Source organism: Prevotella sp. HMSC073D09 (genome assembly GCF_001814145.1).
GTDB lineage: Bacteria > Bacteroidota > Bacteroidia > Bacteroidales > Bacteroidaceae > Prevotella > Prevotella conceptionensis.
In genome coordinates this window covers 64,463-78,347 of the sequence record NZ_KV815108.1, presented here as the reverse complement: position 1 = coordinate 78,347, position 13,885 = coordinate 64,463, and the positions used below count along the sequence as shown (strand labels likewise).

Sequence of the window (13,885 nt, the reverse complement as noted above, 5' to 3'; positions counted from 1 at the left end):
AGAGGATGCACAGAAGTAATTCCGGTAGGTTACTTTCAAGACATAGCCGCGTTTTGCCACAGACAAATGGGGCTGGATTTCAGATTTTATTGTAAATTTGTATCATACTCCGTACACGAGAGGAGTGCTTATCTTGTATTTTCTCGAAACACAAAGATAATAAATACCGCTCAGTTTATAGATATATTAAAAAATAAAGACGACTTCAAGATGAGAAGAATTATTTTTATTGTGGCACTCATACTTTGTTTTCTTGATGCTAAACCTCAAAAAATAGATATACAAATGAGTACTCATACATTTACTTTAAATGATAGTATATCTTTCTCGGTCTGTAATACAGACTCCTTAGATGTGTTTTTCAATGTACAGTTAGAAAAGAAAAAGAGAGGAGAAAAGTATGTCTTATATACAGAAGATGTGTTTAATCGTGCGTATGGCAAGAGCATTGTATTATGCTTAAAACCAAACGGACATTCTAGGCTTAGCTTTAAATTAAGAAATCAAGTGCTTTATTATATGAGAAAGCACAAAGTTCAAAGCAAAATGACTAATGAATTAAATAAAAAAGGTGCTTTTCGCATAAAGGTTTATTGCGGTTTTAGTGATAAAGATATGGACTCGATCACTTATTCTGACACTTTCATTATAAGATGAGCATAATAGAATATTGGAGCCGTCTTGACTTTTAAAACTTCTATAAATTGAGTGGAGTTTGTTGTCTTTGTGATGCCAACACTAGACACCCCTTATCACATACAAAGTGCAGGACGAATCAACTCACTAGCTTATAAACTCACGAAAGCCCAACCTCTACCAAATACATCAACTCACAACCTCACCAACCCGCTAGATCATCAACTCAAAACTCGGAAACTAACAACCTCGTGCCCCATCAACTCACCTACTTGCAAGCTTACCAACTCTCAAGGTTAACAACTTAGCAGCTTACTAACTCACTAACTTACCAACTCACCAACTAACAACCTCGCAAACTTACCAACTCATCGACGCACCAATTCATCAACTTATAAGCTCATCAACCCGCTAACCCAAAAGTTTAATTTTCTATTCTTATTTTTACAATAGCGTTCTAATTTTCACTCCGTTTTAGCGAAAATATAGGCCAAAAAGTAGGTAATTATGCACTATTTATAACCTTTCGTGCCTTTTGTTTTGTCTATTTTTAGGAGCAAAACCTGCATTTTGTACCATTTAGCCTTTCTAGTTTGGTTGCCAACTCATTATTTTGTACGCCCAACAACTCGCTTTTAGCCCCTAAAACCCCACTTTTTAATGGTTGTTTTGCCCTTTTTGGCCATGTGTTTCATGGTTCTAAAAGGTTTTATTTATACATTTGTGGTGGATTTTTATGCTTTCCGTCTCGCATTTAGTACCATTTTGCACTGCATTTTGCACCAAAACGCCTTGTATTTTGCACCAAAACGCCTTGCGTTTAGCGGCAAAACGCAGTGCAATTAGCACCAAAACGCAGTGCAATTAGCAGCAAATTGCACTATATTTTGCTGCAAATGACCCAAAATATGGTGCAAATAGCGGTTCCGTATAATAAATATTCATTTTGTTGCATTCGCATGTTAACCCCTTTTGGCAAAACAAACCTTCGCGAGAATCGATTTTTTGCGGCAAGGTGAGCGATTGGTGGACAAAAAGGGCACTCATAGTGTTAAAATTTATGCTGAAAAGTTGACAAGACTGTCGGTTGGCGAGAGGTTTAGTTAACTCGTTGACAAGTTAACGAGTTGACGAGAGCGTTGGGTTGTGTGTTTATCGATTGGGTAGGTGACTAGAGTTCAAGTTAACTCGTTGACAAGTTAACGAGTTGACGAGAGCGTTGGGTTGTGTGCTTATAAGTTGGGAAGTTGACGAGTTAACGAGTAAACAAGAGCGGGTGTCATCGTGCAGACTGATATTTGGCAAAATCCATTACCCCTTTACTCCTTCGCTCTTTTACTCCTTTACTCCTCCGCTCCCTGACTCCTTACTACTCTATTCCTTACTACCTACTTACGACTCTACTCCTTACTACTTCCTCCCTTACTACTCATTCCTTTTTCAAGGCATAACAACGTTTTGTTACAGACAAATGAGGTAGAATTTCAGATTATATCGTATCTTTGTCCAGTACTTCGTACATGAGTGGGGGGAGTTCATTTAGCTTTTACAGCACAAAGACAATAAATTCCGCTCTGTTTATAGGAATATTAAATCAAGATAACATCATATCATACGAAACACTAAAACTCGATAAAATGGCGCAGAAAGACGAACAAAGGCAAATAGAGGAACAAAGACAAGTGGACGAACAGATGATGCGCAAGGCTTTAGACGAGGCAAAGCAGGCCTTGGCACAGGGCGAAGTGCCCATTGGGGCAGTGATTGCCTGCAAAGGTAGGGTGGTGGCGCGTGCTCATAACCTTACCGAAACGCTTTGCGACGTTACGGCGCATGCCGAAATGCAGGCCATAACGGCAGCTGCAAACATGCTTGGCGGAAAGTATTTGCCCGAATGCACGCTCTATGTAACGGTTGAACCTTGCCCCATGTGCGCCGGCGCATGCGGTTGGGCGCAGCTGGGGCGCATTGTTTATGGTGCGCGAGATGAGAAACGGGGCTACGAACGCTATGCCCCAAACGTGCTGCATGCTAAGGCCACGGTTACGGTTGGCGTGTTGGAAGAGGAGTGTCGCGAACTAATGAAGAGCTTTTTTAGCGGATTACGAAAATAATTTGTTGGACAGCTTATGCCCCGGCAGCATCTTTTAAGCCTATCTTATCAGCTTGTTGCGGCCAAATAGGTAAGACGTGCGTGTGTAGTCGAGGGCGCGAGCCAAATAAATACTGCCTATGACGCCCATTGCAACCGAAACAGCTGCATGCAATAGGCCAGTTGGTTCGAAGGCGAAAGCGGGAAGTGTGAACTTGGCGAGCATGGTAAAGATGGGGTGGAAGATGTAGATTGGAAAGGTGTTTCGACCAACGTAATTCGCCACGGCTTTCATTTTGTTACCCAAATAGCTGTGCAACTTGGCTGCAAAACTGAAAAAGCAAAACACACTTATAAGGATGGAGATGGTTGTCCAGTCTTGAAACGTGGGTGTACCAACCAAAAAGAGGAAAGGCATTACGGGCCATAGACTGCTTACATACACCTTAGAAAAGTCTTTAACAAGGTGCCTGATGCCTACGCCAACAAAATAGTAGGCCGCAAATCTGATGTTGAGCAGGGGCGTAAATTGGGCAGTGAGTATAATGAAGGTGGCGAAAATAGAGAGCTTGGCCGCCGTGCTGATTTTCGGGACGACACGGAACGAGGCGTAATAAAGAACGCCACACTCCACCATGAGATGTAAAAACCAATATGGACCGATAGACTTGATGAAAAGCACATGGGCAAATGCCTGCCACGTTGGTTGGGTTAGTCCGTCCCTTACGGGCAAAAACAGCGACAAGGCTGCATATCCCGAAACCATTACGATATAGGCTAAGGCTATTTTAGAGAGGTAAAGGGCGTAGGCTTTCACGGGCTTGTCTACGTTAACTAGAAAGCCTGTAACAACCAAGAAACTGGGCATGAGGAAGGCTAGAATGGCGTTTTTGAGTAGCGGATAGTGTTCACCGAAGTTAACGATGTGGATAAGTATAACCAGGACAATGAGTATTGCCCTGAAAAAGTCGAGTTGGTTATTATGATTCATTGTTAGTAATATATAAGGGGGATGCGGCAACTGGCATGTCGCATCCCCCTTGGGGTTGTTAAGGTTCGTTGTGTGTACAGCGGCTTGTTCTGCGCCTTTGTTTGTCCATTGGGTTTAAGGCTAAATGCGTTAGAACAAAGTGTGCGCTGCGGTTAAATAAGCTGGGAAACTTTATCTCACAACAGCAACGAAATATTTGCTTGTGCTCCAGAACACGTCGGGGTTGGTAATGGTAAGCACATACTCCTTGTTCACGTCTTTTTCGAGCGAGTAGCTAGAAGCGGGGTGAGTGGTGAGGAGCTTAACCGACTTAGAATAGAACTTAATTTCTTTAAGCGTGCGAATGTCTACGCGGGTGAAGTAGGCCTTGTTGAAAGCGCTTTGCAGTACTTTTCCGTCTACAAGGATGCCTTGCTCTTTCAGTTCCTTCTTCGTTCCGAACACGTACCAAGCCGTGTGTATCTGCTTGTCTTGGTCGCTAATGGTTTGTGCCTTCGCCGTGTTGTCGGTTTTCAGTTTCGTAACGTGGGTGTTCAGGTTGCTCACCTTTTCGTCCAACTCCGAGATATGGATGTCTTTGGCATCGAGTTCAGCGCGAAGTTGTTGCAGTTGTTGGTCTTTTTCGTCCAGCTGTTTCATCAGCCTGTCAACCGTTTTCTTCAGTTCTGCACCCTTAAACGTACTTTTCTCCAGTTGTGCGCGCAGTTTCTTCAACAGTGCACGGTTTTCTTCCATGCGTTGTGTGATGAACTTGATGTTTTCTTTAATCTGCTCAGACTTGTTGGCCCCTTCGCCGTCTTTTGCGATATTGACATGGTTTTCGGCCTCATTAATCTGTCGGAATCCGTCTTGGATTTCGTTCATGGTGGCCATCATGTCGTTCAACTGATTGTCTCTTTGTTGGATAATCTGCTGCAAAGAGTCGTTAAGTTGCGGTTCTCCATTGGTTTTACCTTGTTTGCAGGCTGCCAACGACAATACTGCGAAACACGCGATAACAAGTTTCTTCATAATTTTTCTCCTTTCGATTTTTTATCTTTTTTACTACTAGTTCCTGCTAAAACAATAACTATTTCACCACGTGGGGGCGTTTGTTCGAAGTGTTTGGCCACCTCTTGAAGTGTTCCCCGCACGTTTTCTTCGTGCAACTTGGATATTTCCCTGCATACGCACACCTGTCGTTCGTTGCTTACAACTTCGGCCAGTTGGGTGAGGGTTTTCACCAATCTGTAAGGCGATTCGTAGAACACCATCGTGCGTTGCTCGTCTTTTAGGCTTTCGAGGTAAGTTTTCCGCCCTTTCTTTTGGGGGATGAACCCTTCGAAACAAAACCTGTCGCAGGGCATTCCCGACGACACCACGGCAGGGATGCAAGCCGTTGCGCCTGGCAAGCAGTTAACGGTTATGCCTGCCGCCACCGCTTCGCGCGCCAGGAAAAAACCTGGGTCGCTGATGCCTGGCGTTCCTGCATCACTAACGAGGGCGATGTTTTGCCCCGCTTTAAGGCGTTCTACAATTCCAGCAGACGTGCCATGCTCGTTAAACTTGTGGTGCGATTGCAGGTGAGCCACCTCAATGCCCAGGTGTTTAAGCAAGATACCCGTCGTCCGGGTGTCTTCTGCCAGTACCAAATCGACCTCTTTCAGGGTGCGAATGGCGCGCAGCGTGATGTCCTCCATATTGCCCACAGGGGTGGGTACAATGTATAAGATGCCCATATTGTACGCAAATATAGCAATATATATTCCTAGTAGCAAAAAAAGCAGGCGTTTGTTTGCAATTTTTAAAACGTCTTTTTGTACTTTTGCATCAGAATGATTGATAATGTAACCGGCGAAAACCACCGCCAAGGAAGAGTGGAAGTGATTTGTGGCTCGATGTTTTCGGGCAAGACAGAGGAGTTGATACGGCGTATGAAACGTGCCGTGTTTGCCAAACAGCGGGTTGAGATATTTAAGCCCGCTATTGATACGCGCTTTTCGGAAGACGACGTTGTGAGCCACGACCGCAACGCCATACATTGCACGCCCGTGGATTCGTCGGCGGCGATATTGTTGCTTTCGGCAGACATCGACGTGGTGGGCATTGATGAGGCGCAGTTTATGGACGAGGGGTTGGTGGCTGTTTGCAACGAACTGGCCAACCGAGGCGTTCGCGTTATCGTTGCCGGTCTTGACATGGACTTTAAAGGTGTGCCTTTTGGTCCTATGCCCGCACTCTGCGCCATTGCCGACCAAGTAACGAAGGTACATGCCATCTGTGTGAAATGTGGGGCGTTGGCTTACGTGAGCCATCGTATTGTGGAAGGAGAGAAACGCGTGATGCTTGGCGAGATGCAAGAGTACGAACCCCTGTGCAGGCATTGTTATCAAAAGGCCATGCAAGGAGGAAAAGGTGAATGTTAAATTAGGAGTGGCGTGACGGATGAAACAAAAGAGCCGTTAGGAGGGCTGAAACAGATAGGACGGATAAAACAATCTGCCTAAGTTTGCCGCTCCCGAATGTCTTATTCGTTTTATCATTTCCGTTTTCCTTTCCCCTCTCCTAGAGGTAAACTAAACAACAATAGATATGTTAGAAGAGAAAATAACCCTAGACAAGCTGATAAGATGGGTCGTCTGTGGCCTGATAATCTTTGCGGTTTTCTTCATTACCAACAGCATGAGCGAGGTGCTTTTGCCCTTTTTCGTTGCTTGCTTGTTGGCTTACTTGCTTTATCCTTTGGTGAAATTCACCGAGAAATACCTGCACATACGCATCCGTACGCTGTCCATCCTCTTCGTTTTGTTGGTTCTTGTGGGCTTGATTACAGGCATCGGACTGCTTGTGGTGCCGTCGTTGATAGATCAGTTCGACAAGATTTCCGAGTTGGCCGCACGTTATTTGGGCAGTTCCAAAAGTTCGGGCGACCTCTCTGGCTATATTCAGCATTGGCTGCGCGAACACCAAGAAGACATCGACCGCCTTATCAAGAGCAAAGACTTTAACGATGCCGTGCGCACGGCCATGCCCAAGTTGTTTAACCTTTTGGGACAGACGGCAAGTGTGGTGGTGAGTATCGTAGCATCGTGCATCACCTTATTATATATGTTCTTCATCTTGCTCGATTACGAGTTCCTTACCGACAACTGGGTACGCATATTCCCAAAGAAGTATCGTCCCTTCTGGAACGAGCTGTCGGAAGATGCCTCGCGCGAGCTTAACAATTACATTCGCGGGCAAGGGTTGGTGTCGCTTATCATGGGAATCATGTTCTGCATCGGTTTCACCATCATCGATTTTCCCATGGCCATCGGCATGGGTATTCTTATTGGTGTGATGAACCTGGTGCCTTACCTGCACACTTTCGCCCTCATTCCTACGGCATTCTTGGCTCTTCTCAAAGCTGCCGACACAGGACAGAACTTTTGGATTATCTTCGGAACGGCCATTTTGGTGTTCGCCGTGGTGCAAATCATCTCGGATATGGTGGTAACTCCCCGCGTAATGGGTAAGGCCATGGGGCTAAATCCTGCCATCATACTGCTTTCGTTGTCTGTGTGGGGGTCGTTATTAGGCTTCATTGGGGTTATCATTGCCTTGCCGCTCACCACCCTTATCATTGCCTACTGGCAGCGATATGTTACCAAAGAAAAGGTGGATGTTGAGCCCGAAACCACCGAAACACCAGCAAAAACAGATGCCTAAAACCAAATAAAACGGCTTTGGCGGATAAAAAACATGCAATTTGTTTGCGAGTTTGGCTGAAAGTATGTACCTTTGCACTCGCAAAACAAAAAACGCTTTGTTGGAAGATCCGCTAGCTCAGCTGGTAGAGCACAACACTTTTAATGTTGGGGTCTTGGGTTCGAGCCCCAAGCGGATCACGAAAAGGGCACTCGTAAGGGTGTCCTTTTTTGTGTGTTTAACCCTTACAGCTCTTTTATTCGGTTTTATTCCCATTGTTTTGGGATAACAGAAATCTCATGACTTATTAATGGTATATGGGCGTAAAGCAAACTTCTCCTTTCTTATGGTGTTAATTAAATCTGTGTCAAACATCCGTTTTCACAATCTTCTTTTTCGACTTTTAATCTTTTTAATCGTAATAAATAGTAAAAGCAACAGGGCCAGATGGAACAAAACGAAGTAAACCAAATTGTCGTTCAATGCCAGGAAGGTAGCAAAGAATCCTTCCGACGGTTAGTGAGAGAATACCAAAGTATGGTTTTCTCGCTAACGCTCAAGATGCTTTGTGACGAAAACGATGCAGAAGATGCCTGCCAAGACACTTTCGTTAATGTTTGGCTGAACTTGCACAAGTACAATTCGGAGAAGGGAAAGTTCTCCACGTGGATATACTCCATTGCCTCTAACATCTGCCTAGACAAGCTTAAACGTCGTAAACCGCAACTACCCATGCCGTCAGACGAAAGCAAATTCAGGGCTTACGCTGCCAACCCATCTCCCGAACGGCAACTCATGAATGCAGAATGGGTGTCTATCGTGAAGGTGTTGACGGCAAAACTCAGTGCTAAACAACAACTTGTTTTCACCCTGCGCGTACTAGAAAACCTTCCAATTGAAGACATTGAGCGTATCACCAATATGAATGCAACCAAGATAAAGAGCAACCTATATGTTGCTAAACAACAGATTAAACAACAACTAATACAACTAGGTTATGAACAAGAATGACAACCTATACGCTGATGTAATAAGGGGATTGCAGGGGAAACGACCTTCCCTTGAACATCCAGACGACATGATAGATGGCGTGATGGCTCGTATTGAACAACGAAACCGCCAACGCGCGTACGTTATTGTTCTTCGTGTCTGCGCCATTGCTGCATCGTTGGCGTTGGTATTTGGCATTTCAGTATGTGTTGGAACTGTGCCAAAAAACAATGATATGGCATTGCTCTATTTACAGGAGACCCTTCCACAAAAGGCTGACGGGGGGTATTTTCAGAACAAGTATTTGAAAAGAAACCAATATGAACTTATAAAACAAAGCATTTATGAAAACAAAAGATAGTTTGATACTCCTTCTTTTGGCAGCATTTATGGTTGCATGCAACAATAAGTACCAAGGTAGTGCAACCACCATTGTAAACGAAGACGGAACATGTAGTAGGGAATTGTCTTTCCAACTCGATTCGGCGCAGTTGGTTAGTGGTGTGTTCAACGCAGATGAAAGTATGTTGAGGTGGGACAAAGGTTGGCAACTGACATGGGGAATAAAGGGTGACAGCCTTCGACATACATTCCCCGTAGGCCTTAAAGCTTATCAAGCACTTAGCAGGCAGTGTTGGAAAGATGGGCGTACGGCAGCAGACACCATCTTGGTGTATGCCAAATGTAACTTCGCTTCTGTGGAAGAAATGGCCAAAGCAACAACGTTCATTGTGGGCTCACGGCGTATCACACCGCGAATAACATTTGAACGTACGCGAGGTTTCTTCCGTACTGAGTACAGATACGAAGAAGTTTATCCCCAACAACACATCAATTGCCCCATCCCCATGAGTAAATTCTTTACCAAAGACGAGATTGGGTTTTGGTTTAGCGGAACACCCGACCTTGTTGGAGGTCTTAATGGCATCGAGATAGACGACATCACGCAGCACCTTAAAACAAAATACACCCAGTGGCTTGTTGCCAATGATTTTGAACTGACCTATCAAACGATACTCAAAAACTATTCACGCATAGCGACGAAAGCCATAGACAAACAGCGTTTTATTGCCTTGCACGACACGCTTTTGAAAGAATATTCAAGAGAAACCGACCTAACTGCCGTCCATATGGATAGGTCTAAGTGGTTTAAAAAAATCTTCCATTCGGACGTTTATTCGGAAATACTCGACAATGATACGTTGATGAGAGAAGTTGATGCCGCTCAAAGAGATTTCCTTGCCCTATCAATGTTCAACATCGATTATAAACTTACCTTTCTCGGTGCTGATAATCCGTCCACACTAAGCAGACTTACGGGTAACAGACTAATGGCTGGCGATGTGGTTATATCGCCCTGCATAATCAAAAAGAACCTATGGGCGTTTGCTTTAACGGGAGCAGTGCTGGTTCTTTCGCTAGTGTTGTTGGTGTTAAAGAGAAAGAAACGTTGAAATATATTTTGTAAATCGCTTTCAAATATCTTTGAGATTTTTATTGCTCATCTTCTGTTTGCCCCTTGAAAAGCAAGCAGAAGATGTTTTTTCTAGGTGACAGGGCGTTAAATTCACTTGTCCTAATTAGTCGTTTTCTAGTATTTGTGAGACGTAGTTTATAGCAATGCCACACGATTTATCGTAGAAAAAATGGGGGCTTATCGTAAATAAGATGTAACTTTGTCTATCATTAAAGGTGAGAACTAAAAACTTTCGCCGTTGGTTTCCAAAAGCGTAAACCGCCAAACGGGGGGATGATTGCCGTGCCACAGCACACAATTGGGCATTTAGATAGCAAGCAATACAGAATGCCGAGGTTAGTTGCATCCTGTTTTTATACTTCACCAAACAGAACTAAAACCCAAATTAAACGTAGCATGCGCCACTAAGTCATGCACACAAACAATCAAAAGCTATGCCGACAGCCAACGTAAAACTGCGGCTACAACCAAAACAATACCGCGAACAATGAAGAAAATAAAGACCTATCCTGCGCTACTTGCGCCTGCATTGCTTACGGCCGTAGGCGCACACGCCAAGCAGGTGAAGAACAATCGGGCCGACGACACGCGCCGCCCAAACGTGATTATCATTTACGCCGACGACTTGGGGTATGGCGACTTGCAATGTTATGGCGCGAAAAACGTGGAAACACCCAATGTAAACCGCCTTGCCGGCCAGGGCATTCGCTTTACCAATGCGCATGCCGTGGCAGCCACTAGCACCCCTTCGCGTTACTCATTGCTCACGGGCGAATACGCATGGCGGCGTGCCGACACCGATGTAGCGCCTGGAAATGCGGGCTTGATTATCCGTCCCGAACAGTTTACCATGGCCGATATGTTCAAAAGCGTGGGCTATGCCACCTGTGCCATAGGCAAATGGCATTTGGGATTGGGCGACAAAGGCGGCGAACAAGATTGGAATGCGCAACTGCCTGCCGCATTGGGCGACCTTGGTTTTGATTACAGTTATATTATGGCGGCAACCAGCGACCGCGTGCCTTGTGTGTTTATCGAAAACGGACGCGTGGCCAACTACGACCCGTCGGCACCCATTGAGGTGAGTTACAAACGCAACTTTGAGGGCGAACCAACGGGCAAAACCCATCCCGAACTGCTTTATAACCTCAAATCTAGCCACGGACACGACATGAGTATCGTTAACGGCATTGGTAGAATTGGCTTTATGAAGGGTGGAGGAAAGGCACTATGGAAGGATGAAAACATCGCCGACTCTATCACCGCGCACGCCATTAACTTTATTCGCGACAACCAAAATCGGCCTTTCTTGATGTATTTTGCCACCAACGACGTACACGTGCCGCGCTTTCCGCACGCCCGCTTTCGCGGAAAGAACCCTATGGGTTATCGTGGCGACGCCATTGTGCAGTTTGATTGGAGTGTGGGACAGCTGATGAAAGCCCTCGAAGAATATGGCTTGGCCGACAATACACTCATTATATTAAGCAGCGACAACGGCCCTGTGGTAGACGATGGCTATGCCGACCGGGCCGAAGAGTTGCTCAATGGGCATAGTCCTGCTGGTCCATTCAGGGGTAATAAGTACAGCGCATTCGAGGGCGGAACGGCTATTCCTGCCATTGTGTCGTGGAAAAAGGGCGTGAAAGGCGGTCGGCAAAGCAACGTTTTGATGTCACAAATAGACTGGCTAGCGTCTTTGGCCCAGCTTGTTGGGGCGCGATTGCCAAAGGGAACAGCCTGCGATAGCGAGCCCCGACTGGGAAATCTCTTGGGAACAGACTCCCAAAGTCGCCCTTGGGTTATCGAACAGAGTAGCTCGCACGTTCTTTCGGTGCGCACACCGCAATGGAAGTTTATTGAGCCTAGCGACGGCGAGAAGATGATTTCGTGGGGTCCGAAGATAGAAACGGGCAACAATCCCACGCCACAGCTATACGATTTGAGCAAGGGTGAGTACGAAAAAGACAACGTGGCCAACGAAAACCCAAACGTAGTGTACGAACTTCAAAACGTGTTGCGCCGCGAAAGAGCGAAGAAAAGGTGAAAAGGTGAAAAGGTGAAAAGGTGAAAAGGTGAAAAAGTGAAAAAATGGCTAACGCCCCCTGTGCATCTGGTTAAGTTGATTTTTTTTTGACCAATTAACAAGTTGACAAGGCATTCCCCATTAGCGGACGTTAGCCATTTTTTACCTTTTCACCTATTCACCCTTTCACTTTTTCAGTCTTTTCCCCTTTTTCCTTTCCCCTTTCCCACTGGTAGGCGTTAGCCATTTTTTCACCCTTTCACCCTTTCACCCTTTCACCCTTTCACCTTTATAGGGCGTTAGCCATCCTTTCACTTTTTGACCCTTCCAGCTTTAAAGGGCGTTAGCCATCTTTTCACCTTTTCACCCTTTCCCCTTTAAAGGGCGTTAGCCATCTTTTCACTTTTTCCCCCTTTCACCTTTCCTACGCCCTTTTCCCCCCAATCTCTTGGTGTTCTAGCTTAAAAAGCGTAATTTTGCAACGAATTATTATCAAATACAATTATGTCATACAACTTATTAAAAGGTAAGCGCGGTATTATTTTCGGTGCGCTCAACGACATGTCCATCGCTTGGAAAGTGGCAGAACGCTGTGCCGAAGAAGGCGCAAGCATCGTGCTGAGCAACACCGAAATGGCCCTTCGTATGGGCGAACTAGACGCACTTGCGAAGAAGATTAACGCTCCTGTTGTGGCAGCAGACGCCACCAGCTACGAAGACTTGGAAAATGTCTTTGTAAAGGCACAAGAACTGTTGGGCGGCAAAATCGACTTTGTGCTGCATTCTATCGGAATGAGCCCTAACGTGCGCAAACGCCGCACATACGATGATTTGGACTACAATTGGCTGAACAAGACTCTTGATATCTCGGCTATCTCTTTCCACAAGATGCTGCAAGCCGCTAAGAAGGTAGACGCAATTGCCGAATATGGTTCCGTTGTGGCACTTACTTACATTGCCTCGCATCGTACTTTCTTCGGTTACAACGACATGGCCGACGCCAAGAGCCTGCTCGAAAGCATCGCTCGCAGCTTTGGTTATATCTATGGGCGCGAAAAGAACGTGCGCATAAACACCATCTCGCAGTCGCCTACACCCACAACAGCGGGTAAGGGTATCAAGGACATCGACAACATGATGGACTTCGCCGACAAGATGTCGCCCCTTGGAAACGCCTCGGCATTGGAGTGTGCAGACTATTGCGTAACCCTTTTCAGCGACCTTACGCGTAAGGTTACCATGCAAACGCTCTTCCACGATGGTGGTTTCTCGAACATGGGTATGAGCTTGCGTGCCATGAACCAATACAGCAAGGACCTAGGCCCTTACGAAGACGAGAACGGAAAGATTATCTACGGATAAGTTATAAGTGTTGTTCTCGCTGGCTTGCGTGTAAATAGTTACACCAAATATTGGCGATGGCAACGCACTCCGTATACATCCTGCAAACGCCGCTCTTGCCCAAAGCGAGGGTGGCGTTTGTTGTTTTTTTAAAGTTCACAAACTCGCGTTCTGCCTTTTGGGACGGAGATAGTTGGCCGCAGCCATCCCAATAGTTATTTCAACCAAAATCAGTCGTTTTTGTTTCTCACAACCTATCGTACTTTGAAATCCAAATGAGAGATTTGGATTTAACTTGATTATCTTCGTCGTGCGACATTGAAGTCGTCTTGACCTTTAACATTTCTACAAATTGAGAGGAGTTTATGCCTTTGAGCTGTAAAACCAAGATAAACGCCCCGAACATGTACGAAGTACCCGACAAAGACATGATGAAAATTGAAATTATGCCCCTTTCGTCTGTGGCAAACATGGCTCAGCCTCAAAATGCAAACCCGGCGAGAGTTTTTCAATACATTCTTTACAAGTTGAACGCATCTTTCCAGGGGCACATAATGAGAAAAAAGTAAAGAGCACTTCTCTATATTCCTTATGTTCTTATGTCAACATGGACGTATTTATGTCAAAACACAAAAGATGAACGTTTTCGTTAAGCCAAATGAACAA

The 13,885-nt window shown here is 45.3% G+C and carries 12 protein-coding genes and 1 tRNA gene; 10 read left to right on the top strand and 3 right to left on the bottom strand.

From position 1 onward, the window contains the following. Nucleotides 1-210 precede the first annotated feature (210 nt). Both HMPREF2955_RS09470 and HMPREF2955_RS09460 read left to right on the top strand, forming a co-directional pair. Nucleotides 211-657 (top strand): hypothetical protein, encoded by a 447-nt coding sequence (locus HMPREF2955_RS09470; RefSeq protein WP_139145531.1) that lies wholly within the window; start codon nucleotides 211-213, stop codon nucleotides 655-657. A 1,616-nt stretch (nucleotides 658-2,273) separates the two neighbouring features. Further along, on the top strand, nucleotides 2,274-2,750 hold the full coding sequence (locus tag HMPREF2955_RS09460) for a nucleoside deaminase (protein ID WP_139145530.1): 477 nt from the start codon (nucleotides 2,274-2,276) through the stop codon (nucleotides 2,748-2,750). Between the two features lie 39 nt (nucleotides 2,751-2,789). Here the strand turns inward: HMPREF2955_RS09460 and HMPREF2955_RS09455 are convergent, their stop codons facing one another. The 3 genes from HMPREF2955_RS09455 to rsmI form a co-directional block, all read right to left on the bottom strand. Further along, the gene (locus HMPREF2955_RS09455) at nucleotides 2,790-3,719 is read right to left on the bottom strand and encodes an acyltransferase family protein (RefSeq protein ID WP_070722925.1); all 930 of its coding nucleotides are present in this window, start codon (nucleotides 3,717-3,719) and stop codon (nucleotides 2,790-2,792) included. A 171-nt stretch (nucleotides 3,720-3,890) separates the two neighbouring features. Then, nucleotides 3,891-4,730 (bottom strand): Cbp1 family collagen-binding glycoprotein adhesin, encoded by an 840-nt coding sequence (locus HMPREF2955_RS09450; RefSeq protein WP_019187168.1) that lies wholly within the window; start codon nucleotides 4,728-4,730, stop codon nucleotides 3,891-3,893. After that, nucleotides 4,727-5,437, bottom strand: a complete 711-nt coding sequence (gene rsmI, locus HMPREF2955_RS09445; protein WP_070722924.1) for a 16S rRNA (cytidine(1402)-2'-O)-methyltransferase — start codon at nucleotides 5,435-5,437, stop codon at nucleotides 4,727-4,729. Before rsmI ends, HMPREF2955_RS09450 begins: the two co-directional genes overlap by 4 nt. A gap of 96 nt (nucleotides 5,438-5,533) precedes the next feature. On the opposite strand from rsmI, the gene HMPREF2955_RS09440 reads away from it, so the two are divergent. The 8 genes from HMPREF2955_RS09440 to HMPREF2955_RS09405 all read left to right on the top strand — a co-directional run bounded on the left by HMPREF2955_RS09440 (nucleotide 5,534) and on the right by HMPREF2955_RS09405 (nucleotide 13,240). After that, the gene (locus HMPREF2955_RS09440; protein ID WP_019187170.1) at nucleotides 5,534-6,124 is read left to right on the top strand and encodes a thymidine kinase; all 591 of its coding nucleotides are present in this window, start codon (nucleotides 5,534-5,536) and stop codon (nucleotides 6,122-6,124) included. Nucleotides 6,125-6,290: 166 nt separating this feature from the next. After that, nucleotides 6,291-7,406, top strand: coding sequence for an AI-2E family transporter (locus tag HMPREF2955_RS09435; protein ID WP_070722922.1), 1,116 nt, complete (start codon nucleotides 6,291-6,293; stop codon nucleotides 7,404-7,406). 106 nt (nucleotides 7,407-7,512) lie between these two features. Beyond that, a tRNA-Lys gene (locus HMPREF2955_RS09430) sits at nucleotides 7,513-7,585 on the top strand. A gap of 247 nt (nucleotides 7,586-7,832) precedes the next feature. Then, nucleotides 7,833-8,396 (top strand): RNA polymerase sigma factor, encoded by a 564-nt coding sequence (locus tag HMPREF2955_RS09425; protein ID WP_070722920.1) that lies wholly within the window; start codon nucleotides 7,833-7,835, stop codon nucleotides 8,394-8,396. Then, a complete protein-coding gene (locus HMPREF2955_RS09420; RefSeq protein ID WP_070722918.1) occupies nucleotides 8,383-8,736 on the top strand; it encodes a hypothetical protein in 354 nt (117 codons plus the stop codon). The genes HMPREF2955_RS09425 and HMPREF2955_RS09420 overlap by 14 nt, the downstream gene beginning before the upstream one ends. Next, on the top strand, nucleotides 8,720-9,829 hold the full coding sequence (locus HMPREF2955_RS09415) for a hypothetical protein (protein ID WP_070722917.1): 1,110 nt from the start codon (nucleotides 8,720-8,722) through the stop codon (nucleotides 9,827-9,829). The genes HMPREF2955_RS09420 and HMPREF2955_RS09415 overlap by 17 nt, the downstream gene beginning before the upstream one ends. A gap of 510 nt (nucleotides 9,830-10,339) precedes the next feature. Continuing rightward, entirely contained in the window at nucleotides 10,340-11,899 is a 1,560-nt protein-coding gene (locus HMPREF2955_RS09410; RefSeq protein ID WP_070723007.1) for a sulfatase-like hydrolase/transferase, read from the top strand. A gap of 483 nt (nucleotides 11,900-12,382) precedes the next feature. Beyond that, nucleotides 12,383-13,240 (top strand): enoyl-ACP reductase FabI, encoded by an 858-nt coding sequence (locus HMPREF2955_RS09405; RefSeq protein ID WP_009231463.1) that lies wholly within the window; start codon nucleotides 12,383-12,385, stop codon nucleotides 13,238-13,240. The last annotated feature ends 645 nt before the right edge of the window (nucleotides 13,241-13,885 follow it).

Bases quoted from the DNA above. Each gene is read 5' to 3' on its own strand.
- HMPREF2955_RS09470 (WP_139145531.1), top strand. From the start codon at position 211: ATGAGAAGAATTATTTTTATTGTGGCACTCATACTTTGTTTTCTTGAT.
- HMPREF2955_RS09460 (WP_139145530.1), top strand. From the start codon at position 2,274: ATGGCGCAGAAAGACGAACAAAGGCAAATAGAGGAACAAAGACAAGTG.
- HMPREF2955_RS09455 (WP_070722925.1), bottom strand. From the start codon at position 3,719: ATGAATCATAATAACCAACTCGACTTTTTCAGGGCAATACTCATTGTC.
- HMPREF2955_RS09450 (WP_019187168.1), bottom strand. From the start codon at position 4,730: ATGAAGAAACTTGTTATCGCGTGTTTCGCAGTATTGTCGTTGGCAGCC.
- rsmI (WP_070722924.1), bottom strand. From the start codon at position 5,437: ATGGGCATCTTATACATTGTACCCACCCCTGTGGGCAATATGGAGGAC.
- HMPREF2955_RS09440 (WP_019187170.1), top strand. From the start codon at position 5,534: ATGATTGATAATGTAACCGGCGAAAACCACCGCCAAGGAAGAGTGGAA.
- HMPREF2955_RS09435 (WP_070722922.1), top strand. From the start codon at position 6,291: ATGTTAGAAGAGAAAATAACCCTAGACAAGCTGATAAGATGGGTCGTC.
- HMPREF2955_RS09425 (WP_070722920.1), top strand. From the start codon at position 7,833: ATGGAACAAAACGAAGTAAACCAAATTGTCGTTCAATGCCAGGAAGGT.
- HMPREF2955_RS09420 (WP_070722918.1), top strand. From the start codon at position 8,383: ATGAACAAGAATGACAACCTATACGCTGATGTAATAAGGGGATTGCAG.
- HMPREF2955_RS09415 (WP_070722917.1), top strand. From the start codon at position 8,720: ATGAAAACAAAAGATAGTTTGATACTCCTTCTTTTGGCAGCATTTATG.
- HMPREF2955_RS09410 (WP_070723007.1), top strand. From the start codon at position 10,340: ATGAAGAAAATAAAGACCTATCCTGCGCTACTTGCGCCTGCATTGCTT.
- HMPREF2955_RS09405 (WP_009231463.1), top strand. From the start codon at position 12,383: ATGTCATACAACTTATTAAAAGGTAAGCGCGGTATTATTTTCGGTGCG.